The sequence below is a fragment of the Pseudomonas sp. 14A genome (assembly GCF_018132745.1).
Lineage (GTDB): Bacteria > Pseudomonadota > Gammaproteobacteria > Pseudomonadales > Pseudomonadaceae > Aquipseudomonas > Aquipseudomonas mercuritolerans.
This window is the reverse complement of the sequence record NZ_JAGRQJ010000014.1, coordinates 338,542-362,068: the sequence shown is the minus strand read 5'-3', so window position 1 is coordinate 362,068 and position 23,527 is coordinate 338,542. Positions and strand designations below refer to the sequence as shown.

General features: G+C 61.7%; 21 protein-coding genes. 16 read left to right on the top strand and 5 right to left on the bottom strand.

Translation table 11 applies throughout. The features are described from left to right. Nucleotides 1-13: 13 nt before the first annotated feature. Complete coding sequence (locus PS14A_RS16320; RefSeq protein WP_212616747.1) at nt 14-1,093, bottom strand: patatin-like phospholipase family protein; 1,080 nt, start codon at nt 1,091-1,093, stop codon at nt 14-16. Nucleotides 1,094-1,384: 291 nt separating this feature from the next. Here PS14A_RS16320 and PS14A_RS16315 point away from each other — a divergent pair, with 291 nt between their 5' ends. The 4 genes from PS14A_RS16315 to PS14A_RS16300 are packed head-to-tail and all read left to right on the top strand — an operon-like array spanning nt 1,385 to nt 3,986. Next, nucleotides 1,385-1,693 (top strand): PepSY domain-containing protein, encoded by a 309-nt coding sequence (locus PS14A_RS16315; protein WP_016775414.1) that lies wholly within the window; start codon nt 1,385-1,387, stop codon nt 1,691-1,693. Continuing rightward, the gene (locus tag PS14A_RS16310) at nt 1,693-2,004 is read left to right on the top strand and encodes a PepSY domain-containing protein (protein WP_016775413.1); all 312 of its coding nucleotides are present in this window, start codon (nt 1,693-1,695) and stop codon (nt 2,002-2,004) included. The genes PS14A_RS16315 and PS14A_RS16310 overlap by 1 nt, the downstream gene beginning before the upstream one ends. A 3-nt stretch (nt 2,005-2,007) precedes the next feature. Next, the gene (locus PS14A_RS16305; RefSeq protein ID WP_016775412.1) at nt 2,008-2,676 is read left to right on the top strand and encodes a response regulator transcription factor; all 669 of its coding nucleotides are present in this window, start codon (nt 2,008-2,010) and stop codon (nt 2,674-2,676) included. Next, nucleotides 2,673-3,986 carry a sensor histidine kinase gene (locus tag PS14A_RS16300; RefSeq protein ID WP_212616746.1) on the top strand — a complete coding sequence of 438 codons (1,314 nt, stop codon included), beginning with the start codon at nt 2,673-2,675 and terminating at the stop codon, nt 3,984-3,986. Before PS14A_RS16305 ends, PS14A_RS16300 begins: the two co-directional genes overlap by 4 nt. 204 nt (nt 3,987-4,190) lie before the next feature. On the opposite strand, the gene PS14A_RS16295 is transcribed toward PS14A_RS16300, so the two are convergent. Continuing rightward, nucleotides 4,191-6,338 (bottom strand): methyl-accepting chemotaxis protein, encoded by a 2,148-nt coding sequence (locus tag PS14A_RS16295; protein WP_212616745.1) that lies wholly within the window; start codon nt 6,336-6,338, stop codon nt 4,191-4,193. Between the two features lie 414 nt (nt 6,339-6,752). Between PS14A_RS16295 and PS14A_RS16290 the strand changes: the two genes are divergently transcribed. Further along, a complete protein-coding gene (locus tag PS14A_RS16290; RefSeq protein WP_024013513.1) occupies nt 6,753-8,069 on the top strand; it encodes a Na+/H+ antiporter NhaC family protein in 1,317 nt (438 codons plus the stop codon). A gap of 201 nt (nt 8,070-8,270) precedes the next feature. Continuing rightward, nucleotides 8,271-9,953 carry a methyl-accepting chemotaxis protein gene (locus PS14A_RS16285; protein ID WP_016775408.1) on the top strand — a complete coding sequence of 561 codons (1,683 nt, stop codon included), beginning with the start codon at nt 8,271-8,273 and terminating at the stop codon, nt 9,951-9,953. A 134-nt stretch (nt 9,954-10,087) separates the two neighbouring features. Here PS14A_RS16285 and PS14A_RS16280 read toward each other — a convergent pair whose 3' ends face one another. Beyond that, a complete protein-coding gene (locus PS14A_RS16280) occupies nt 10,088-11,023 on the bottom strand; it encodes a LysR family transcriptional regulator (protein WP_212616744.1) in 936 nt (311 codons plus the stop codon). 113 nt (nt 11,024-11,136) lie between these two features. On the opposite strand from PS14A_RS16280, the gene PS14A_RS16275 reads away from it, so the two are divergent. From PS14A_RS16275 to PS14A_RS16265, 3 genes are all read left to right on the top strand, one after another. Continuing rightward, nucleotides 11,137-11,622, top strand: a complete 486-nt coding sequence (locus PS14A_RS16275; RefSeq protein ID WP_212616743.1) for a DMT family transporter — start codon at nt 11,137-11,139, stop codon at nt 11,620-11,622. A gap of 3 nt (nt 11,623-11,625) precedes the next feature. Further along, nucleotides 11,626-12,078, top strand: a complete 453-nt coding sequence (locus PS14A_RS16270; RefSeq protein WP_212616742.1) for a DMT family transporter — start codon at nt 11,626-11,628, stop codon at nt 12,076-12,078. A 566-nt stretch (nt 12,079-12,644) separates the two neighbouring features. Further along, the gene (locus PS14A_RS16265; RefSeq protein WP_016775405.1) at nt 12,645-12,812 is read left to right on the top strand and encodes a metallothionein; all 168 of its coding nucleotides are present in this window, start codon (nt 12,645-12,647) and stop codon (nt 12,810-12,812) included. A 21-nt stretch (nt 12,813-12,833) separates the two neighbouring features. Here PS14A_RS16265 and PS14A_RS16260 read toward each other — a convergent pair whose 3' ends face one another. Both PS14A_RS16260 and PS14A_RS16255 read right to left on the bottom strand, forming a co-directional pair. Further along, nucleotides 12,834-13,106 carry a hypothetical protein gene (locus PS14A_RS16260; protein ID WP_212616741.1) on the bottom strand — a complete coding sequence of 91 codons (273 nt, stop codon included), beginning with the start codon at nt 13,104-13,106 and terminating at the stop codon, nt 12,834-12,836. 49 nt (nt 13,107-13,155) lie between these two features. Further along, entirely contained in the window at nt 13,156-13,383 is a 228-nt protein-coding gene (locus PS14A_RS16255; protein WP_016775403.1) for a DUF6555 family protein, read from the bottom strand. A 146-nt stretch (nt 13,384-13,529) separates the two neighbouring features. Between PS14A_RS16255 and PS14A_RS16250 the strand changes: the two genes are divergently transcribed. From PS14A_RS16250 to PS14A_RS16220, 7 genes are all read left to right on the top strand, one after another. Then, complete coding sequence (locus PS14A_RS16250) at nt 13,530-14,297, top strand: helix-turn-helix transcriptional regulator (RefSeq protein WP_212616740.1); 768 nt, start codon at nt 13,530-13,532, stop codon at nt 14,295-14,297. 211 nt (nt 14,298-14,508) lie between these two features. Further along, nucleotides 14,509-14,682, top strand: a complete 174-nt coding sequence (locus PS14A_RS16245; RefSeq protein ID WP_073471384.1) for a DUF1427 family protein — start codon at nt 14,509-14,511, stop codon at nt 14,680-14,682. 31 nt (nt 14,683-14,713) lie between these two features. Beyond that, entirely contained in the window at nt 14,714-15,670 is a 957-nt protein-coding gene (locus tag PS14A_RS16240) for a zinc-binding alcohol dehydrogenase family protein (protein WP_212616739.1), read from the top strand. Between the two features lie 270 nt (nt 15,671-15,940). Continuing rightward, the gene (tssI, locus tag PS14A_RS16235) at nt 15,941-17,944 is read left to right on the top strand and encodes a type VI secretion system tip protein TssI/VgrG (protein ID WP_212616738.1); all 2,004 of its coding nucleotides are present in this window, start codon (nt 15,941-15,943) and stop codon (nt 17,942-17,944) included. Further along, nucleotides 17,941-18,807 carry a DUF4123 domain-containing protein gene (locus tag PS14A_RS16230; RefSeq protein WP_212616737.1) on the top strand — a complete coding sequence of 289 codons (867 nt, stop codon included), beginning with the start codon at nt 17,941-17,943 and terminating at the stop codon, nt 18,805-18,807. The genes tssI and PS14A_RS16230 overlap by 4 nt, the downstream gene beginning before the upstream one ends. Continuing rightward, nucleotides 18,804-22,388, top strand: a complete 3,585-nt coding sequence (locus PS14A_RS16225; RefSeq protein ID WP_212616736.1) for a toxin VasX — start codon at nt 18,804-18,806, stop codon at nt 22,386-22,388. The genes PS14A_RS16230 and PS14A_RS16225 overlap by 4 nt, the downstream gene beginning before the upstream one ends. After that, on the top strand, nt 22,378-23,493 hold the full coding sequence (locus tag PS14A_RS16220) for a hypothetical protein (RefSeq protein ID WP_212616735.1): 1,116 nt from the start codon (nt 22,378-22,380) through the stop codon (nt 23,491-23,493). Before PS14A_RS16225 ends, PS14A_RS16220 begins: the two co-directional genes overlap by 11 nt. The last annotated feature ends 34 nt before the right edge of the window (nt 23,494-23,527 follow it).

Below are 23,527 nucleotides of genomic sequence, written 5' to 3'. Positions count from 1 at the left end.
TTGGCCGTGCTGACTAAAGGGTCAGCAAGCGCTCGGCGAGGCGACCGTTGGCCGTCAGTTCGAGGAATTCGTCGCCCAGTCGGCGGCTCTCGTCCATCGCCGTGTGCCAGTATTTCTGCCGGCTCGGCGCATCGCCCATGAAGCGTTTGAAGTCGTTGCGATCGGGCAGTTTGCCGTAGGGCAGGCGCGCCAGATATTCCTTCGACGGCGCGACCAGCAGCACATCCTGCAGACGCTGCACCGAAGCGCGGCGCCAGGGCAGGGTCTTGTCGAACCAGCCGGGAATCACCCGATCGGTGAAATGCGGATAGAGCACGATACCGTCGCCGCTGTAGGGCAGGTCGAGATGGTAGTCGAGCAAACCGCCGTCGCGGAACGTACCCGCGCCGGCGCCGGGCAGGTCGCGTACGCCTTCCATGACCATCGGGATCGATCCGGAAGCGAGCAGCGCCTGGCGCAGGTTGCCGGTGTTGAGGGCAACGAAGCGTGAAGGGAAATCGCTCAAGGCATCAAGCGGCGGGGCCAGGCGCGGATCGTGGATGATCAGCCGTTCGAAGTGCCGCGACAGCCGCGCACGACCGCGCAGGTTGTCGGCGATCACCGAACCCAGCGCCAGACCGAGGCGCCCGCGATGGTCTTCAGCGAGGCGGCCCTGGCTTTTCACCACCATGATGTTCAGTCGGTAATCGGGATTTTCGAGGATGCTCGCGTCGCGGCCGTCGAGCAGGTCGTTGAGCATGCGCTGCGAGCTCTGGCTGATCTCGGCCATGGTCACGCCTTTGTTGAAATTCTGCTCGGCGTAGAGCTGGCCGAGGCGGCGAATGCCTTCGGCGGCGTCCGGCAGGCAGGTGCTGGCGAAGCGCCAGGAACCCACCGAGGCGCCGATCAGCGAACGCTCACGCGGCGCACTCGGCAGCCACTCGCCGAACAACGCCAGATCAAGCCCCTGAATCCCCAACGCCTTCGGCCCACCGGCCGCACCGGGCAGGGTGCCGACGTCAGCGGCGTGCAATCCCTGCGCACGAATGCGCGCCATGGCCCGCGGGCCGGCCTTGAGAGTGAGGGCGGGAAACTTGATGTGGATGGCGGTCATACCGGTCTCGATCGTTAGCAAGCTGGCGATTATAAGCACATGTTGCAGGCCCATGTAGGAGTGAGCCTGCCCCACAAGGGGGGCAGACGCAAACCAGTGTGGGAGCGAGCCTGCTCGCGAAAGCGGTGGGTCAGAAACATCGTTGCGGCTGACACTGCGCCTTCGCGAGCAGGCTCGCTCCCACAGGGGACCTTGCCAGCAATGGGGCACAATGATGGCCATTCAGTTTCAGTTAAGTTGACCCCGCTATGGTGCCCACCGTAAGCAACATATAAGAATTCGGAGACACCCATGAAAACCCTGACTGCCCTGACCACTGCCTCGATCCTCGGCCTTGGCGCCAACACTGCGCTGGCGCGCGATCTCGGTCCTGACGAAGCGCTTCGTTTGCGCGACGCTGGTACTATCGTCTCCTTCGAGAAGCTCAACGCCATCGCGCTGGAAAAACACCCCGGTTCGGAAATCACCGAAACCGAGCTGGAGGAAGAGTACGGCAAGTTCATTTACCAGATCGAACTGCGCGACCCGAAAGGGCTGAAGTGGGATCTGGAGTTGAACGCGGTCGATGGTGAAGTGCTCAGGGATCATCAGGATACGTAATGAAGCTGAATAGTCGCGCCACCCGCCTGACGGCGCTGGCGCTGGTGTTGTTGTGCAGCACGGCCATGGCTCGCGATCTCGATCAGGACGAGGCGCTGGCCCTGCGTCGCGATGGCGTGATCCTGCCGCTGGAGCAAGTGCTGCAGCAGGCCATGGATCGCTACCCCGGCGCCAAACTGCTGGAAGTCGAGCTGGAAGAAAAACACGACGTGTACATTTACGAAGTCGAATTGCTGACGGTCGAAGGCGTGGCGCGCGAGCTGCACTTGAAGGCCGATACCGGCGAGTTAGTCAAAGACAAGGAAGATTGATCGATGCGTTTGCTTCTGGTGGAAGACCACGTACCGCTGGCCGACGAACTGCTCGCCGGCCTGCAACGCCAAGGCTACGCAGTGGATTGGCTGGCCGATGGCCGTGACGCGGTGTATCAGGGCAGCAGCGAGCCCTATGACCTGATCATCCTCGACCTCGGCCTGCCCGGCGTACCGGGGCTGGACGTGCTGGCGCAGTGGCGCGCCGCCGGTCTGGCGATTCCGGTGCTGATCCTTACCGCGCGCGATTCCTGGGCCGAGCGCATCGAAGGGCTGAAGGCCGGCGCTGACGATTACCTGACCAAACCGTTCCACCCGGAAGAGCTGTACCTGCGCATTCAGTCTCTGTTGCGCCGCTCCAAGGGCCAGGCCAACCAGCCGACCCTGCAAGCCGCCGGCCTGCATCTGGACGAAGGTCGCCAGTGCGTGGTTCGCGACGGCGCCGACATTCAGCTGACCGCCGCTGAATTCCGTCTGCTGCGCTATTTCATGCTGCACCCGGAACAGATCCTCTCGAAAAGCCACCTCGCCGAACACCTCTACGACGGTGAGACCGAGCGTGACTCCAATGTCCTCGAAGTCCACGTCAATCACCTGCGGCGCAAGCTCGGCAAAAGCGTCATCGAAACCCGTCGCGGTCAGGGTTACCTGTTCGGCGGGCAAGCTTCATGAGATCAATCCAGCGCCGTTTGAGCCTGGGTTTGATCAGTGTGATGGTGATCGTCGGTCTGGTGCTGGCGCAAACCAGCCTGTGGTTGTTCGAAGTCGGTTTGCAGCGCTACCTCGAAGCGGGCCTGCGCAACGACAGCGAAAGCCTGCTGGTGGCGCTGGTGCGCGGCCCGCAAGGTTTGCAACTGGATGAGCGGCATCTGTCGCCGGCCTATCAGCGGCCATTTTCCGGGCATTACTTTCGCATCGATTTCTCCGACAGCCACTGGCGTTCGCGCTCGCTGTGGGATCAGGAACTGCCGCTGCTGCAACACCCGGGGCTGCACAGCAACCTGCAACTCGGCCCGGGCGGGCAACGCTTGCTGATACTGCGCTCGGACTATCGGCGCCTGGGTCAGTCGATCTCGATCAGCGTCGCCCAGGATTACACGCCGGTCAGCGACAGCTTCCAGCGCATGCGCCAGATCGGCCTCGGCCTGGGGCTGGCGGCGTTGCTGCTGATTCTGTTCCTGCAACGCCTGACCGTGCGCCGCGCGCTGAAACCGCTGGAACGCGCGCGCGAACAGATCGCTCAGTTGCAGCAGGGCCAGCGCTCGCAACTCGACGATCAGGTGCCGGTGGAACTGGAGCCGCTGGTGGCGCAGATCAACCACTTGCTCGCCCACACCGAAGACAGCCTCAAGCGCTCGCGCAATGCCTTGGGCAACCTCGGCCACGCGCTGAAAACCCCGTTGGCGGTGCTGCTTAGCCTGGCCTCCAGCGTCAAGCTCGATGACCATCCCGAGCTGCGCAGGATTCTCAAGGAGCAACTGGAGCAGGTGCAGCAGCGCCTCAATCGCGAACTCAATCGCGCGCGGTTGTCGGGGGATGCGCTGCCCGGCGCGTTGTTCGATTGCGATGCCGAGTTGCCGGGGTTGCTGGCGACGCTGAACATGATTCACGGCGAGCATCTGGCCTTGAGCTACGTCGCACCGCCGGGTTTGCAACTGCCGTGGGACCGCGAGGACTTGCTCGAACTGCTCGGCAACCTGCTCGACAACGCCTGCAAATGGGCCGACGCCGAGGTGCGCTTGAGTGTGATCGAAAGGTCTGACGGCTTTGCCCTGAGCGTGGAAGATGACGGCCCGGGGATTCCCGAAGAGCAGCGCACTCAGGTGTTCAGCCGTGGCACGCGGCTGGATGAGCAGACCCACGGGCATGGGCTCGGTCTTGGGATCGTGCGGGATATTGTCGAAACGTGGGGTGGCTTGCTGGTGCTGGGCGAAAGCGAGTGGGGCGGGTTGAAAGTGGTGATTGAACTGCCTAAGCGGTGAGCCCTTGAAAAGCCCCTCACCCTAACCCTCTCCCAGAGGGAGAGGGGACTGATTGTGTTGTTCTTGAGAGATGCACCCACTTGAAATCCGAGTCGAACTCAGGACTTGAATGGCATGAAGATCGGCTCCCTTTCCCCCTCGCCCCCCTTGGGGGGAGAGGGCTGGGGTGAGGGGGGATTGCAACTGACACCCCGCTCTCGTGCATCAAACGCGAAACTGATCCATCAACCGCTGCTGCTGATTCGCCAGGCTGTTGAGCGACTGGCTGACCCGCGCCGATTCATTCGCTTGGCCCGACAGCGACTCGGTCACATCGCGAATCGTCGCCACGTTGTTGTTGATCTCCTCAGCCACTGCGCTCTGCTCTTCGGCAGCGCTGGCGATTTGCAGGTTCATGTCGCTGATCACCGTCACCGCATCGCCGATCTGCCGCAGCGCCGTCACCGCCTGGCCAACCTGCTCGACACTGCCCTGGGCCTGACGATGGCTGTTGCCCATCGAGCCGACCACTTCCTGCGTGCCGTTCTGCAATTGCTCGATGACCTGGCGGGTTTCCTCCACCGACTCCTGAGTGCGGCGCGCAAGGTTGCGCACTTCGTCGGCGACCACGGCAAAACCGCGTCCGGCTTCACCGGCGCGGGCGGCTTCGATGGCGGCGTTGAGCGCCAGGAGGTTGGTCTGCTCGGCAATGGCGCGGATGGTTTCCAGCACCGTGCCGATTTTCTCGCTGTTGGCGGCCAGCCCTTCGACCTGGACCATCGCTGCGCTCATGTCAGCGGCGAGGGTGTCGATGCTTGCGGTGGTGCGGTCGATCACCGTCAGGCCCTGGCGGGTGGCGCGGTCGGCGTCCTTGGCAGCTTCGGCGGCCTGCGCGGCGCTGCGTGCAACGTCCTGGGCAGTGGCACTCATTTCGTGGGACGCGGTGGCGACCTGATCGACCTGGCGATATTGCTGCTCCATGCCGGCGCTGGTCTGGGTGGCGATGGCCGAGGACTGGTCGGCAGTGTTGCGCGCGTCCTGCACCGAGCGTTTTACCTCGGCGATGATCGGCTGCAACTTGTCGAGGAACTTGTTGAACCAACCGGCCAACTGGCCAAGCTCGTCCTGCTTGTCGTAGGCCAGACGCCGGGTCAGGTCGCCTTCGCCGCTGGCGATGTCTTCAAGCATGTGCGCCACACCGAGGATCGGCTTGGTCACGCTGCGCGCCATCAGCCACACCAGCAGCAGACCGATCAGCGCGGCGAGCAGGCCCAGGCTCAGTTCGATCAGCGTGCCCGAGGTATTGCTCGCATCCAGTTGCTGCTTGAGCGCTTCGGCGCGGCTGACCAGGACTTTTTCCGGCACATCGAGCAACACGCCCCACGCCGGTCCGTCGGGAATCGGCTGGAACGGCGACAGCACTTTCAACTGGCCGTTGCTGTGCAAGCTGCTCACGCCAGTGCTCGCGGCGAGCAGGCGCAGCAACTCGCTGCCGCTGGCCTGATCCACCGCATCCAGGCGCTGGCTGAGTTTTCCGGCATCCGGGCTGTAACCGGCGAGCAGGCCGGCGGGGCTGACAATACTGACGGCGGTCTGGCCGTCATACAGCTTGCGGCTGGCGTTCTGGCTGATCGCTTGCAGGCTGTTGAGATTGATGTCGACCGACAGCGAGGCGATGACTTTGCCATTGACCAGCAGCGGGAAGACGATGCTGGTCATCAGCACTTTGTGGCCGTCGATGACATAGAAGTACGGCTCGATCACACACGGTTTGAGCGTGGTGCGCGGGCAGGTGAACCAGGCGTTGGCGGCCTGACCACTAGGGCCGGTGCTGGTGTCGCTCATGTCGCTTTCCGGCAGCGCCATCGAGGTGACTTTGCCCGGGGTCGGCTGCGACCAGTACAGGGCGAAACGGCCCTTGTCGTTGCTGCCCAGTTCAGCCTGATCGGCGAACAGTTCGTCCTTGCCGTCCAGTGCATTGGCTTCGAACACCAGCGACAGGCCGAGCAGGTCCGGGTTGGCTTGCAGCGCGGATTTGACCTGACGGGTCATGTCCTCGCGCAGGTCGAAGGCATCGAGAAAGCGCTTCTCGGCCTGCTCACGCAAAAACAGCACCTGGCGCGAGAAACCGTGGCCGTACTGATAGGCGTCCATGAATTGCTGACGAATGCCGGCGGCCTGCACTTCACCTTGCGACTCGATCCGCGCCTGCGCCGACTCGGTGAGCATCTCCATGCTCGAGGCCTTGACCAGCGCCGAGCTGTGTTCCATGCGATACAGCGAAAGACCGACCAACAGGGTCACGATACCGGCCAGGCAGAGGCCGGCGAGCAGGGTGATTTTCCATTGGATGGAAAGTTGTCTGAGCGACATGGAAAACATCCTTATCCGATAAATATCTGAGACTTTGCACTGTAGCGGCCGCGTTTCCGCTTTCTTTATGCCGTGAGCGCAATATGACCGATTGCCGCATGCGGGGCCGGTGGTCCTGTCCTGTAGTCCTGTAGTCCTGTAGTCCTGTAGTCCTGTGGCGAGGGGATTTATCCCCGTTCGGCTGCGAAGCAGTCGTGACACCTGCGTATAGGGTTGATTTGAAGTTTGCCGGGGGCGGCTTCGCCACCCAACGGGGATAAATCCCCTCGCCACAGGGCTTTGACACCGCCGCCACTCTGCGGCACAGTGCGCGCCCTCTAACAAGACCCTCTGTACACATCCGCCGGCCAACCCGGGCGGACTCATCCTGTCTGGCGGTGTGTTTTCACCCGCAGTGTTTTTTGAGGTAGTGAAATGAATGCAGTCATAGCAGCCGTCGGCGTCATGCTGATCCTCAGCCTGTCGCGCGTGCATGTGGTGATCGCGCTGATCGTCGGGGCGCTGGTCGGTGGCCTGACCGGCGGTCTGGGCATCGACGCAACACTCAAGGCGTTCAACAGCGGTCTGGGCGGCGGCGCGACGGTGGCGTTGTCCTACGCCTTGCTCGGCGCTTTCGCCGTGGCGATTGCCAAATCCGGCCTGGCCCATGCGCTGGCCGACAAGGCCCTGGCCATGGTGGATCGGCAGCATGCAACCGGCGGCGGTAACGTCAAATGGCTGCTGATCGGCCTGCTCTGGGTGGTGGCGATTGCCTCGCAGAACATCCTGCCGATCCATATCGCGTTCATTCCGCTGCTGGTGCCGCCACTTCTATATGTACTGACCAAGCTGCAACTCGATCGCCGTCTGATCGCCTGCGTCATGACCTTCGGCCTGATCACCCCGTACATGTTCCTGCCGGTGGGCTTCGGCAACATTTTCCTCAACGAAATCCTGCTCGCCAACGTTGCGCGCAGCGGCGTCGACATCAGCGGCATCAATGTCACCCACGCCATGGGCATTCCGGCGCTGGGCATGGTCTTCGGTCTGGCGATGGCGTTCATCAGCTATCGCAAGAAGCGCGTGTATGACCTGGCGAAGATCGAACAGGTCGAACAGACGGCGGTGCACTACAACCCGCTGAGCCTGATGATTGCCGGTGTGGCCATCGCTTCGGCATTCGTGGTGCAGTTGCTGCTGGACTCGATGATTATCGGCGCTCTGGTCGGGTTTCTGATTTTCTCGGTGTCGGGCATCGTCAAGTGGCGCGAGACCGATGACCTGTTCACCGAGGGCATGAAAATGATGGCGATGATCGGCTTCATCATGATCGCCGCCTCAGGTTTTGCCGAGGTGATGAAGGCCACCGGGCAGGTGCAGACGCTGGTCGAATCGTCGGCGGCCTGGATCAATCACAGCAAAGGTGTCGGGGCTTTGTTGATGCTGCTGGTGGGCTTGCTGGTGACCATGGGCATCGGTTCGTCGTTCTCTACCGTGCCGATTCTCGCAGCGATCTTCGTGCCGTTGTGCGTGCAACTGGGCTTCAGCCCGATCGCCATTGTCTGCATCGTCGGCACTGCCGGTGCGCTGGGCGATGCCGGTTCACCGGCCTCGGACTCGACCCTCGGCCCGACCTCGGGTCTGAACATCGACGGCCAGCATCACCACATCTGGGACACCGTCGTACCGACCTTCCTGCACTACAACCTGCCGCTGCTGGTGTTTGGCTGGGTTGCGGCGATGGTTCTGTAAGAATCCATAATTGCCCCATGTGGGAGCGAGCCTGCTCGCGAAGGCGTCGTGTCAGTCGACACACAGGTTGCTGAGCCAACGCTTTCGCGAGCAGGCTCGCTCCCACAGGGGGGGCGGCGATGTTTCAAGACTCAACTTTTGCTCCGGCGTGCCGTTAAAGCCTTTAACCACGCCAACAAAATCAAAAGAGTGAGTCCCCCGATGCGCCTGAGTCTCAAGGCTAAAGTCCTGTCCCTTGCCGTTCTGCCGGTGCTGCTCTTTGCGCTGGTCATCAGTGTGACCACGCTGTTCATCCTCCAGGAACAGGCGCGCAAGGAGGTCGAACAGACCCGCGAGCGGCTGCTCAGCGACGCCAAGGCCACCCTGCAAAGTTACGTCGCCGTGGCCATGACCACGATCAAACCGCTGTACGACGCCGCCGCACCGGGCGACGACGCGGCGCGGGCGCAGGCGATCAAATTGCTCTCGGGCATCCGCTACGGCAAGGACGGCTACTTCTTCGGCTACGACTCCGAGACCGTGCGCCTGTTCAAGGCCAACGACCCCGACGGCGTGGGCAAAAGCTTCAAGGACAACCGTGATCCGAACGGCGTCTACGTCAACCTCGGCCTGGTCAAGGTGGCCAAGGACGGCACTCACTATCTGCAATACAGCTCGCCGCTGCCGGGTAACGCCAAGGTGCTGGTGCCGAAGCTCGGCTACACCGAATACCTGCCGAAGTGGGACATGGCGGTCGGTACTTCGGTCAACCTCGACGGCATCGAAGCGCAAGTGGCGCAGGTCGAGGCGCAAGTGCAGGAGCGCGTGCAAGGCGTGGTGCTGAGCATTGTCGGCGTTGCGGTGCTGGTGCTGCTGGTTATTGCGGCGGCGGGCATGCTGCTGGCCAACACCATTCTGCGTCCGCTGACCCTGATGAAAGCCAACCTCGACGACATCGCGGCGGGCGAGGGCGACCTGACCCGGCGCCTGAACATCACCAGCCAGGACGAACTTGGCGAACTGGCCGGCTCGTTCAACCGCTTCGTCGACAAGATCCACGGCCTGGTGCGGCAGATCACCGAGATGACCACGCAACTGACCGGGCTGGTTACTCAGGTCTCGGAACAGGCGCAGCGTTCCGATCAGGCGATGGAGCGTCAACGCCACGAAACCGATCAGGTCGCCACGGCGATCAACGAAATGTCCGCCGCCGCCCAGGAAGTGGCGAAGAGCGCGCAAAACGCCGCCGTCGCCGCGCAGCAGACCGACGAAGAAGGCCAGAGCGCCAAGCGCGTGGTGGCGGGCAGCATCAAGCAGATTCATGCGCTGGTCGACGATATCCGCAACAGCGGCGTGTCGCTGGACAGCCTGCAGCAGGACGTCAGTTCGATCGTCGGCGTGCTTGGGGTGATCCGTTCGATTGCCGAGCAGACCAACCTGCTGGCGCTTAACGCCGCGATCGAAGCGGCGCGCGCCGGTGAGGCCGGTCGTGGCTTTGCGGTGGTTGCGGACGAGGTACGCGCACTGGCCAGCCGCACGCAGATCAGCACCCAGGAAATCCAGGGCATGATCGACCGCTTGCAGGCCGGCACGCAGCAGGCGGTCGAAGCGATGCGCCGTTCCAGCGAGGCCGGCGATGGCACGTCCCAGCAAGCCAATCAGGCCGGTGCATCGCTGGACGCGATGGCGCAGTTGATCGCCACGATCAACTCGATGAACGCGCAGATCGCCAGCGCAGCGGAAGAGCAGACGGCCGTGGCCGAAGAGATCAACCGCAGCGTGCATCAGATTGCCGTGGCGGTGGACAGCGTCGCCGATGAAACGCAACTGGGCGCGCAAACGTCGCGCAGTCTGGCGGAGCTCGGGCAGCGGTTGGGCAAGCTGGTCGGGCAGTTCCGTATCTGACGCAATTCTGGAGCCCTGCATAAACCCTGTGGGAGCGAGCCTGCTCGCGAAAGCTGTGTATCAGACGCTGCTCTGATATCAGACGGACCGTATTCGCGAGCAGGCTCGCTCCCACATTTGGATTTGTGTAGGGCTTAAGATCTGTCCCAATAGGGAATCTCGCCAAAGCATTCGACAAAAAAATCAATCACCGTCCTCACCTTCACCGACAACCGCCGGCTCCCCGGCCACAGCACGGCGATCTGCTGCGGTTCCAGACTGTTCGACACCTGATATTCCCCCAGCACCGGCACCAGTGTGCCCTCGCGCACCGCTTCGCCAATCAGCCACGACGGAAACATCACCAGCCCTAAGCCTTGCTGGGCGGCCTGGGTCAGGGTGTCGGCGTGGTTGCCGGTGATCGGGCCTTTGACGGTGTACGGCGTCCAGTCCTCGCCATCACGGCGGAAAAACCAGCGCTGCTGACCGGCCGCGCCTTTGTAGGCCAGGCACTGATGTTGCGCGAGTTGGTCGGGATGCTGCGGCGTGCCGTGGCGTTTGAGATAGGCCGGGCTGGCCGCGACCTGAAAGCGGTGCGGCGCCAGAATGCGTGCCTGCATGCTCGAGTCATGCAGCGCGCCGATGCGAAACAGCAGGTCGGCGCCTTCCTGTAACGGGTCGACGTAATGGTCGGTTTGCTGGATATCCAGTTGCAGCTTCGGATAGCGCGCGCAGAGCTCACCCAGCCAGGGCGTCAGATGGCGTTGGCCGAACACCACCGGGGCGTTGATGCGCACCAGTCCGGTGGGTTCGCTTTGCTGTTCCTGCAACGCCTGTTCGGCTTCTTCCAGTTGCACCAACAGCAACCGCGCATGGTGGCCGAGCGTGCGCCCGGCTTCGGTCGGGGTGACGGCGCGGGTGTGGCGGTAGAGCAATTGCTGGTTGAGCGCCTGCTCCATCATTTGGATCTGCCGTGAAATGGAGGAGGGCGCGACCCCTTCGCGGCGAGCGACTTCGGAAAAACTGCCGTGGTCGAGGACCGCTACAAACAGCCTTAACGCTTTGAATCCGAGTTCGTTGAGCCCGTGCATGCCATGTCTCGCTGTGCGTGTTGCGCAAAAGTGTTGTCTGGATGCTCCCATTTATCGCACAGCGGCGCCAGCCGATAATCCGCGCCATTGTTTCTGAGCGTGGAAGGTTACGTATGCAGACGTTGGATGAAGGGGTGGTCGCGGCGCCGGCGAAAAGATCGGTGTTGCGTCTGTTGTTGCTGCCGCTGGTGATTCTTGCCGGCATGGGCCTGTCGGTCGAGGCTGGTTTGCTCGGGCCGCTGGGTGAGCAGGTCGGGCATTTGTGGGCGACGTTGAGCATCTTCGGGGTGGGTTCGGCGATCCTGTTTTTGCTCCTGCTGTTTGCCGGTCCGCAAAAAGGTCCGGCGCTGACCGAACTGCCGCGCTGGCAGTTGATCGGCGGTTTTCTCGGGCCGATCTACGTGGTGGTGCTGACGCTGGCGACGCCGCATATCGGCATTGCCATGACGATGATTGCGATTCTGTCCGGTCAGGTCGGCAAGAGTGTGCTGATCGACCATTTCGGCTGGTTCGGCGCGACGCGCAAGAAGGTCAACGGCGAGCGCTGGCTGGCGTTGGGCTTGATTGTGGTGGCTTTGGTTCTGATTGCGTGGGGGTGAGTGATGGGGCTGGTGATTTTGTTGGCGGTGGTGGTGTTGGCCGGTGCGGTGTTGAGTGTACAGGCTGCGATCAATGGTCGTCTGGGGGAGACGGTGGGTGTGCTGCGTTCCAGTCTGCTGACCTTTGCGGTGGGCGCGGTGGTGACCGGGTTGTTGATTCTGTTTTTCGAGCCGGCGCAGGCGGTGAGTCTGCTTCAGGTGCCGAAGTGGCAGTTGACCGGGGCGCTGTTTGGCGTGGTGTACATGTTGGTGATGGTTGGCGCGGTGCCGGTGGTCGGGACGGCTGTGGCGACGGTGGCGGTGATTGTCGGGCAGTTGGGGATGGGGATGTTGATCGATAATTTTGGCTGGTTGGGGAATCCGGCGATCGGCTTGTCTCCGAGCCGGATGCTGGCGATGGTGTGTCTGGCGGTGGCTTTGGTGTTTATGTATCGGAGTTCGAGGCAGGCGCAGTGATTTTATTTGTTTGACTGTGTACATATCCGTTGCTGCGGGTGTTGCTTCTGGCGGTTCCGCTGTGTACGACTGCGTCGTTCGGTCGCTGCGCTCGCACGTCCGGATCAATCCCTCCACTCAGCCTGCCGACGGGCTCTGAGATCAAGATCAAAAGCGGTACTCGAGCTTGCGCTCATTGTTTTGAGTGGGTTAGGAGCGGGTGGTGTCTGGCTTTGGTTTTGTGCTGGGATTCGCCCCTCACCCCAGCCCTCTCCCGGGGGAGAGGGGGCCGATTTCCGGGCTTTTCAAAATTTGCGTTCGACTCGGTATTCCACGTCGGCGGGTTTCTCGCAATCATCTCGGTCAGTTCCCTCTCCCTCCGGGAGAGGGCTAGGGTGAGGGGCTTTTGATGTCTGCGCAGGTCTGTGCTGCGCGCAGTTGTTCTGTGGGAGCGAGCCTGCTCGCGAAAGCCACTTCTGCGTCGCCCAATCTCTCAACAGTTGGCCAGCCTGCAACACCACCTTCTACACTGTCCCTTATGGCTTGCTCGCAAGCCTCAGACAACCACCACGCAAGGAGTCTGTCCCATGTCCGATAAAAAATGCGACTGCCCGGGCTGCAACTGCACGATCAAAGAAGGCGAACATTCCTACGCTGTGCACGGCAAACATTATTGCTGCGAGGCTTGCGCTCATCACCACAAACACGGCGAAGAGTGTGCGATGAAGGGCTGCGGTTGCGCTCATCCGAAATAAGCGGGGCAAAAAAAGTGGAGCCTAATCAGGCTCCACTTCCATTTTCAGACTGTCGTCTTCCTGTCGCTCAAAGTGCCTCACTGTGCCTTGCAGTGTTCGCCCTTCGACCTTGACCACCACAACCTTGGCTTGGTGGAGGTCTTCCGGTACCGGTGCCTGGACGCACAAGGTGAAGCGGTAGGGGTCATCCGCGACCGTTTCCAGTGCGACTGCGCAATCCACCGTTTTGGTGATCTGGCCGAAGAAGGTGGTCAGGCCGTAGTCCAGTCGGGCCGGGTGATAAGTGTCGGTCATCGGTCGATTCCCCCTGTCGATTGCCAAGCCTGCGATGAAGGCGGTGGGGTCAGTTGGTCTGGCGCCAGGTGACGTTTTCCAGACCGAATTTTTCTGCCATCGGTTTGCTGGTCTTTTGCACTTTCTCGCGGCCGAAGCGCGGGATGCGACCCACGCCCGCGTCGCAGCTTGCCCAATGCCAGGCTTCGGCGTTGTCCATTTTGTCCGAGCGGATAATGAACGACTTGGGGGTGCCATGCAGTGTGTAGTCGATGACGTAAAGTTTTGCGTTGTTCATAAAGCCCGAATTCCTCCCTGTGGTATTAAACGGATCGCGCTGTGCCGGGAAAATTCATTCGGATTGTCCGACGGTATCTATCGTTGGCGAGGGCGGGGCGTGCTGGTTACCATGGCGGCTTCGCCAACCCCCTGTGAACGCTCACCATGGCCCTCGCCGCGCCCCCTGATCTGACCGACACCGATGTGCCCGTGCAACCGCTGGCGCGAACCTACCCGCGTGGTTTGTTCATTGAGCCGCACGAGCATGTCTGGGGGCAGTTGCTGTATGCGATGAGCGGGGTGATGTGGGTGGAAACCCCGCACGAAGCGCTGGTGGTGCCGCCGCAGCGGGCGGTGTGGTTGCCGCCGGGAGTGCCGCACGGGATTCGTGTGGTGTCGGATTTGCAGATGCGCAATATCTACCTGCGCCCGGCGCTGGCGGCGACCCTGGATTCGACGGTGCAGGTGATCGAAGTCGGCGGGTTGCTGCGCGAGTTGATCGTCGGGCTGGTGGCGCAGGGCGATGCCGGCGAGGCCGAGTATTACGAGGCGCTGGTCGGGCTGGCGTTGCTGGAATTGCGCCGGGCCAGGCGTTCGCAACTGAAGATTCCGCTGCCGGATGAGTCCGACCGGCGTCTGATGAATCTGTGTCAGGCCGTGATGGCCGCGCCGTCGCTGGAGATCCCGTTCGAGCAGCATGCGCAGAACGCCGGGGCCAGCGTGCGTACGCTGGCGCGGTTGTTCAAGGACAGCCTCGGCATGGGCTTCGCCGAATGGCGGCGCCAGGTGCAGTTGGCGACGGCGGCGGCAGCGTTGATTCAGGGCGTGGCAGTGAGCGTCATTGCTCGCGAACTGGGTTATTCACCGAGCAGCTTCAGCGACATGTTTCGCCGGGAGCTGGGGGTGGCGCCTTCGCAATTCTCGGCAACTTGAACAGATCCATGTGGGAGCGAGCCTGCTCGCGAAAGCTTTGCACCAGGCAATGAAGTGCTGACTGGAAGACCGCATTCGCGAGCAGGCTCGCTCCCACACGGTTCTGTGGCGGCTGCAGAAGGTTTGTCCGAAATTCAGAAGTCCTTGGCCGATACCGCTCCGCCCGTTTCCCTAGACTCTGCCCATCACTTATCGCGGCGGAGTTCCTTTCATGAACTACCTCATTTCTCTGGCCATTGGCCTGGGCGTCGGCCTGCTCTATGGCGCGCTCGACTTCCGTTCTCCCGCACCACCGGCCATCGCGCTGGTCGGTCTGCTCGGCATGTTGGCCGGTGAGCAGTTGTGGCCGCTGGGCCGGCAACTGGTCGCTGGCTGGTTGTCCTGAATTTCCCTTTTTCCTTTCGGTGGATGTGCCCATGAAAGCGTTGCAATTCGATCAGACCGGCGACCTGTCTTCCCTGCGTTTCGTCGACGTTCCGACCCCGGTGCCCGGCGCCGATGAAGTGCTGGTGCAGATCAAGGCTGCCGGCCTCAATCCCAGCGATGTGAAAAACGTCCTCGGGCGTTTTCCTTACACCACGCTGCCACGGGTTCCCGGGCGGGATTTTGCCGGGGTGGTGGTCGAGGGGCCGCAAGCACTGATCGGTCAGGAAGTCTGGGGTACCGGGCGCGAGCTGGGCTTCTTCGCCGACGGCGCCCATGCGCAATTCGTCAAATTGCCGGCCAGCGGCGTGGCGCACAAACCGGCGCATTTGAGTTTTGCTCAGGCGGCCAGCCTTGGCGTGCCGTACACCACGGCGTGGGATGCGCTGGAACGCAGCCTGGTCAGCGCCGATACGCGTTTGCTGGTGATCGGCGGCGGGGCGGTGGCCACGGCGGCTTTGGCCCTGGCAAGAGTGCGCGGCGCGCAATTGCTGGCGGCGGCGCGCCGGCCCGAGCAGGTAGCCGATTTGCAGAAGCAGGGCTATCAGACGATTCAACTGGATAAGCCAGAAGACCTCGGTGCGCAGGTCAACGCGGTGTATCGCGGTGGCGCCGATGTGATCTTCGACACCACCGGTTTCTGGCTGCCGGCCTCGGTCGCCGCACTGGCGACCTTCGGCCGCATCGCCATCATCGCCGCGCCGGTCGACGGCCACGTGCAATTGCCGGCGCTGGCGCTCTATCGAAAAGGCGGCTCGGTGGTCGGGATCAACTCCTTGTTGTACGGCGTTGAGGCGTGCGCGGCGATGCTCGCGGAGTTCGGGCGGTTCTTCGATGAGGATCGCTTGCCGCTGCCGCAGGGCCTGGTGCAAGTGCCGCTGGCTGAAGGGCTGGCGCGCTATGACGAGGTCAATCAGGGCGGTGGCGACAAGATCATCTTGCTGCCCTGACTCACGCAAAACCCTATGGGAGCGAGCCTGCTCGCGATGGCGGTGGATCAGTTAAACATTCGCCGACTGACACACCGCTTTCGCGAGCAGGCTCGCTCCCACAGGGGAAAGGCATAGGATTCGGGATCATTTCCGTAGGATCCTGGCCGTTTCTCTGTGGGCCACGTCCTTTTCGCTCGCAGACCGGCAAAACAGGGAAAGGTCTGACTTCACCCATTTGAGTGCACCGTTGCACAGTCCCGTCTTTCAATCAGACACAGGGACAGGTGGATGCGCATCGCTGGCAGGCCCGTTGTTTTCACTCTCGAGATAGAAGGCGTTTCCCACGATCTTCAAGTGTTCGGTTTTCGCACCCGGGAAGTGCTCAACCAGACCTACGAACTGGATCTCGAGCTGGTCAGCGAGCGGCCCGATGTGGATCTGGAAGGCTTGCTGCATCGGCCGGCCTTTCTCTGTTTCGGTGTCGACGGTAGCGGCATGCACGGGCTGGTCTATCGGGTCGGCCAGGGTGATTGCGGTGTTCGGCTGAGCCGTTACCAGATCACCCTGGCGCCACACCTTGCCTACCTCGCGCATCGGCGCAATCAGCGGATTTTCCAGAACCTGAGCGTGCCGCAGATCATCGCCAATGTGTTGAGCGATCACGGCATGCAGGCCGATGCCTGGCATTTTCAGCTCAGCGCCGAGTACCCGGCGCGGGTGTATTGCGTGCAATACCAGGAATCCGATCTGCACTTCATCCAGAGGCTGTGCGAGGAGGAGGGCCTGCACTTTCACTTTCGCCACCGCCGTGAGGCGCACCTGTTGGTGTTCGGCGACGATCAAACGGCGTTCCTCAAACACGACGTGACGACGCGCTATTTACAGGGCAACGGCCTGGTTGCCGATGCGCCGGTTATCGACCAGTTCACTGTGCGCCTGGAGCCACGCTCCAACCTCGTCGAGCGCCGCGACTATCACTTCGAAAAGCCCGCAGTGCAGTTGGACGCCAAGGCCGGTGCAGCGCGGGTTCCGCTGCTGGAAGACTATGAGTTTCCCGGGCAGTTCACCCATCGCGAGCGCGGCAAGCACCTCAGCCAGCGTGCGCTGGAGCGCCATGGTGCCGACTATCGTCTGGCTAACGGGCGCAGCAATCAGGCGCTGATGCGCGGCGGCAGTTTCATGACCATGGCGGATTACTCGCGCGCCGACTGCAACGATTTATGGTTGCTGACCGAGGTCGAGCACATCGGTAAACAGCCGCAAGTGCTCGAGGAAGCGTTCACCGAGCAGGCTGACGCTGATGGTTTCAGCCAAGGCTACCGCAACCATTTCGTCGCCACACCGTGGGACGTGGTGTTTCGCCCGCAGCTCAAGCATGTCAAACCGCGCGTCAGCGGCAGTCAGTTGGCGGTGGTGACCGGCCCGCCCGGCGAAGAAATCTACAGCGATGCCTACGGCCGCGTGAAAGTGCAAATGCTCTGGGATCGCGACGGCCAGCGTGATGAGCAGTCAAGTTGCTGGCTGCGCGTGGCCACTGCCTGGGCACATGACCGCTACGGCAGCGTGCAGATTCCTCGCGTCGGCATGGAAGTGCTGGTGGGCTTCACCGATGGCGATCCGGACAAACCGCATGTGCTCGCCTGCCTGCCCAACGCCGAAACCCCGGTGCCACTGGACCTGCCGGCGCAACAGACGCGCAGTATCTGGCGCAGCCAGAGCAGCCCCGGCGGCGGTGGTTACAACGAACTGCGCATCGAGGACCGGCAAGGCGCGGAAGAAATCTCCATCAGGGCGCAGCGCGACTTGGTGCAGCACGTGCTCAACGACTTGCGTGTGCAGATCGACAACCTGCACAGCCAAGTGATTGGCGGCGTCTCCAGCCTTGAGTTGCGTGACGAGGAACATCACCTGACCCATGGCAATCGCCTGACTGAACTCAAGCAGGACGATCATTTGTGGGTGCAGGGCGAGCAGCATGTGCGGGTCGCCAGCCAGCGCGTCAGTGCGGCGCAGCAGCTGCATTTCGGCGCGGGCGAGCAGGTGGTTTTCAACAGCGGCCTGCAGATCACTCTGGCTGCTGGCGGGCATTGGCTGACGGTCGGCGCCGCCGGCATTTTCAGCAGTGTGCCGGTGGTGCAGGGCGGGGCGCCGACGGTGTGTCTGCCAGCGGAACCCTTGCTACCGGGCGCCGCGCCGTTGCTCCAGGCGACGTTCGATGCCGTGCAGCAACGGCATGCGCTGCTGACCACGCGGACCTCGCGTTGCCTGATCTGCGAGGCGGCCCAGGCATGAGCCTTTTGACGGATTGGCCTGAAGGTTTGCCGTGGGCTGAGCAGCAGGCGTTTGTGCTGCTCGACGGCGCGACGATCGCCGATTTACCGGCGCAACTGCGAAGGCTCGATCCCGCCGCCAACGCTTTCGCGCTGTACGACCAGCCACCGTTTTCGGCCCTGCGTGACGTCTCGCCGCTGCTGGTGGCGCTCGCTGACGCTGACGATCCGGTGGCGCGGTTTTATCGCCAGCATGCCCAACAGGAATGGGGCGTGCTGCTGTTCAGCGCCGCGCCGGCGCATGAAATCGTCGCGCACTTGCGTCAGTTGCTGATCGTCGAGTTGCCGGTCGGCTCGCCGGTGTTGTTGCGGCTGGCGGATGCCGCGGTGGCGCAGGCGCTGTTTGCCAGCGGCGATGCGAGTCTGTTCGGGCCGCTGGGTTGTGTGGTCACGGCGGATGGTGCGCGGCAAGTCTGGAACTGTCAGCGACCTCGGCACGGGCAGGGTGGGGCGCTGGTGGCGCCGTATCGGTTGAGCGCCAAGCAGGATGCCGCGCTGGATCGGGTGGATCGGCGGCGGGTGTTGCTCGACATCGATACGCACCTGCTCAAGCACTTTCCTGACTTTCATGTCGGGGACACGGCAGTTGAACGCTGGCAATTGCTGGAGCGCATCCACGCCCATGCCAGCGAGCTTGCCTTGAGCAGCCCGTCCGAGATTCTGCTGTACGCCAACGTGGTGGCATGGCTGGACGATGCAGCGTGCGGTCGGCATCCGCAGATCCATCAGCTGATGCACACACCTTCGCTGCAATCCCCCGGCGAGCGCGTTGCGATTGCCGCTGCAATGGCCTTTCGATGGGCCTCTGAGAGACATCAATCATGAATCACCCCGCCAACCTCGATGCGTTAGCCGCCTCGAAAGCGCCCATTGGTGCGCCAGCCGCCTGCCCCTTGCGCAACACCCACGTGCAACTGCTACCCCTCGCTTACGGCGTGGTGGAAAAACCCTTCGACCCCAGCAGCGAACTCACGCTGCCGTACACCCTGACCACGCGCCCCATGGGCATCCGCCGTTTGCGCGATGGTTGGCTGTACATCGTCGACAGCCTCAGCGGTGAGCTCTATGAATACCGCGTGCTTGAAGGCGTCATCAGCGCAATGCTGCATCGCGGCAAAAGCGTCAGCGAGGAGCAGCGCAGCGCCATCGAAGAACGTCCGGCGTTGATCTTTTCGCGCAAAAGCACCCTCTACGTGACCTTCGCCGACGTGCAGTTGAGCGCGGCGAAATGCCGACAGGTGCTGGACAGCGCGGAGGAGCGCGAGCACTTCATGCAGGCGGTCGATCTCGGCCCGGTGCATTGTCTGATCGGCGGCGAGCATTTGCTCACCGTGGCTCAGGCCAAACAGTGGCTGGCGGAAGTGGCCTGCACAGCGAAACCGCTGGCCGAGGCAGACGCCACGCGGATGCCGACGGTGCAGGTCAGCGATGCGCCGGAGCATGAGCGTGAACCCTATCTGTGGGAAAACCCGCGACGTTTTCGCGAGGCGCATATCGGCGAATTTCTTGGTCGGGTGCGCGGGCCTTATCAGGACGACACGCTGTTTCTGCTGGTCAACGACGACCTCGGGGTGATGCGCGATCTGGCGGATTATCAGGACCTGGTGGTCGGCTGGATCGAGCAGTGGAGCAACACCGACAACAACGAGCGCGACTATCTGCTGGCCAGTTACATCGAGTCGCTGAGCCAGCTCGGATCTCAGGACTTCGACGCTTTGGCCAAGGCCAGCGATGATCCGCGCGCCCAGGCATTGTTCGCTGAACTGGAGCAATTGCCCGAGCCGGATCGGGAAAATACCCGGCAGGCATTGCTTGAGTATTTAAACAAAGGTGGTGAGGTTGTCCCGACCGATACTCAGGCTCGACCTGAACTGCAACAACAGCGCGAAAAGGCTTTGGACGAGTCATTGGCGCTGAACCGCTTTGATGGCGTCGCCCCGGATTTCACCGCGCACGCTCGCGTCACCGGCGAGGCGGATCGGCGCTTTTATACTCGCGAATATTTTGCTGAAGTCGCCCCGGCCGATTTCGTCGAGCGCCACCTGAGCACACTGGTCGACCTCGGCAAGGATCAGAGCCGGCGCATGAAAGACGTGCTCGACGGCCCGCTGCTCAGCGGCAAACGCGGCATCAACGACCTGATCGACCGCCCGGCCATGGACGAGGTGCTCAACAGTCATCGCGACAACCTCGGACGCTGGAATCGCCTGCTCGAACGCATCACCGCCGACCGCGCGCAACTGCTGTGCGCCGGGCGTTTCCATCGCTCGGCGTGGTATTTCGACGGCCAAGTGCAGATCGATCAGGCGCTCGCCAGCGAATACGCCTGCCTCAAGGACATCGGTCGCAGCGACGCGGCCAATGAGCAAATGCTCGGCTACCTCGAACAACACCCGCAACTGACCCGCCCGCTGTTCTACACCTTGCCGCTGCGCTTGCAGACCGAACAGGCCGGGCAATATTCAACGCTGTTCAACGCCGGCATGGCGATGTTCAACAACCTGCCGGACTGGCTGGCCAAATTGCAGAGCATCGAGCAGCCGCAGCTGCCAGCACTGGACGACCTGCCCGCACACAGTCGAGTCTTGGCGGACGCGGTGCAAGACACCTACAGCCCGGCGCTGAACCTGGGCCTGAGCCGGGCGCTGGAAGGCTTTGATCTTGCCGGCGAGAAAATCCCCGACCTCGACGAACTGTTCCAGCGCTTGCCCAAGGCCCTGCGCCTGCGCGTCTTCGACGCCGCGCGAACCAGCGGCGTGACCTTCACCGTGTCCACCCCGGCGGAGCAAGCGGCGCTGCAAGCCACAATCAAGGAAGTGCTGCGCGAACGCGACTACCTGAAAACCCTCAACCGCGAACGCAACCAACTCACCCACAACAAAAACCGCCAGGGCCACAAAACCGCCCGGGCGGTGGAATTGCAGCAGGAAATCGTCCGCGTGCGCACGCAATTGGCGCTGTTCGAAGGCCGCCTTGCGGCAGCGTTAAGCCCGATTGACGAACTGCCAGATCGCTCGGCCCGACTGTATGGCGCCACCCCGGCGAAAGCGGGATTGACGGTGGTGTTTCCGCCGGCGCAGCAAGGGGAATTGCGCGGGTTGCTGGAGAATATTCGCGCGGGGGTGGCGGGGGTTTCGAAGGCGAGTCTGGTGCGGACGGAGGGGATGGGATTGTTGGTGGTGTTGGTGCAGGTGGTGAATTTGGTGGGGGCTTATCGAGAGGTGATGAAGCAGACGAGGGACAGGAAGAAACGGGCGGATTTTTTTGCGGCTCTTGCCGCGACAGGCGCTGCGGGATTTACCGCTGCGCAGGGGCTTGCTGATACAGCTTTGAAGGCTCGCAGCACGAGTCTAGTTGGGAGTTTGCAGCTTGAAGCGTTGCAACAGGTTCGTGTGCAAATGGGTAAGTTGCATGTGGGGTTGGGGATATTCACTTACACCTTCGGCCTAGTGTCATCCGTAAATAGTTTTAAAAATCACAGACGCAATTGGCAGGAAGCTGTTCGTAGCGGAGATCACTCGGCGCAAAGCGGGGCTGCACTTGCCACGATGGGCGCCGGCGGCATGGCGTCCGCCAACTCATACGGTTTAGGTGAAACCCTGTTTGCTGGCTACAAAGTAATTACTGCCCAAAACAATGCGGCGCGGACAGTCGCTTGGGCTGCCGCTGGTACACGTCTTTCTTTAATATTCTTTCGCTTCAATTTAGCCGGCGCGTTGTTCACCGTGCTGGAGTTCGTCGGGACTTGGCTGTTCAATCGGTACAACCTCTCCGCCCACGACAAGTGGTTGAAAATCACGCCCTGGAGCCGTGATGAAGAGATGCGCGGTGACCACTCCCTCGATGACTATCAAAGTTATCTCGCGTTTTTAATACACGCTCCTTATGCACAATCAGGACCTGAGTCAAGCGACACTTGGCTGAAGGCTTTGCTTTTTGGCGCGAAGCCTAGCGATATTCATTTGGTTCTGCCGAGGCTGGCGCTAAATGATCTTCTGCCGTCGTTAAACGGTAAACCGAGTCAACGGCTGGGAATCGGTGCCCATCGCCTTGTTGTACCGCTGCATGGTCGCGGTGTGCCGCAATTGCGCAAGGAAGTCATCAGTGAGGAAATATTGAGCAGTCTGCGAATCGTGAAGTCATCGCCTGATGGTTTGGTGCTTTGTCTTCAGTACCCCATCCGTCCTGAATCTGACTACACGCCTGCAAAGGAAACGCTCGAACTTGCCATATGTATCCAGACCGTCAATGGCAAAGGTGGGTCGGAGTCAAGAACGCGCGTGATTCATATTGACCCTCGGGATAGCGGTCATTTTGCTGTAGTAACTCCCGGCTCGGTTAAAGATAACCCTCCGGTTTTGCTGGTAGAAACTCAATACCTCGAATGGGCCGACCATGCCGAATAATCACAATGAGCCTGTAGTTGATGCGCAATGTGAGGTGGTCAGAAAAGCGGGCAATGTAGAGCCCTTTCCAAGCGGAAAGATCACCTATCTCGCACCGTTGCCATTGCCCACACCAATGCCACCTTATGGCCCGCATATCGGTGAGCTCAATGATGTTTACATGGACTTCGGATTAGGCCAGCCGCAAATTTTTATGTGGCAAATGACGTTGGGGGGGCCGGTTAGTTTAGCGGTTATGGTCATTTTCATATTCCCCTTGATTACGGGAATGCTGGGTGTCGTATTCGGCTATGGTCCAACACTCATTTGGGAATCAATAGTGGGTATATTCCAAGCAGGATATGAAAGCGCTTTACTGACCGAGCCTTTGATTCTACTGATCGGCCTGGGCGTCTGGCACCACGTCCACAAAAAACGTCTCTCCCTCATCCCAACCCGCTTCAACCGTCAACGCCGCGAAGTCTGCTTCATGCCCGAGGGCGCCACCGAACCAGTCTTCATCCCATGGGAATCGCTCTCCGCGTGGATCATCGAAGCCAAGGGCGCCACCCAGTTTGGCATCCACCGCCAATACGGCATGGGCATCGGTTTTCACCACGGCGAAACCCTCACCAGCCTCGAATTCCAATGCGCCGACCTGGAGCTCGCGATCAGCCATTGGGAAGCGATTCGCGGTTACATGGAGTACGAAGTCAACGACCTCAAATCGATTCAGGACCTGCAAGACCTGCAAGGCCCGGACGACCCGCCTCACGAAGGCCTGCACACTTTCCGTAACGCCCGCGCGCGGATGCACCAGCAGATTCGTGAAGGCCGCCGCTCGCGGTTGTCGGGGTTCTTTTGGTACCTGTATCACGTCATGACTTTATGGACGCTTCCCAATCGCCTGGTCGAATGGGAAGTGCGCCGTCTGGAAAGAATCGGCAAGCAGGCGCTGCCGGAAGTCATGCGTGCATGGTCCGAGCCGCTGCCCGAAGAGCAATGGGCCAAGCCCAGTGAAGAGCTGTTGCGACTGAGTGAACAAGTGCGGCGGATGCACAAGCGCCAGCCGCATCGGCCGATTACGCAGATTTTCGCTGAGGTTTGCAGGCGGGCTGAGTGCTGATGTTGAGCAGTTTTGTGGCCAGAGGGTGGGAGGT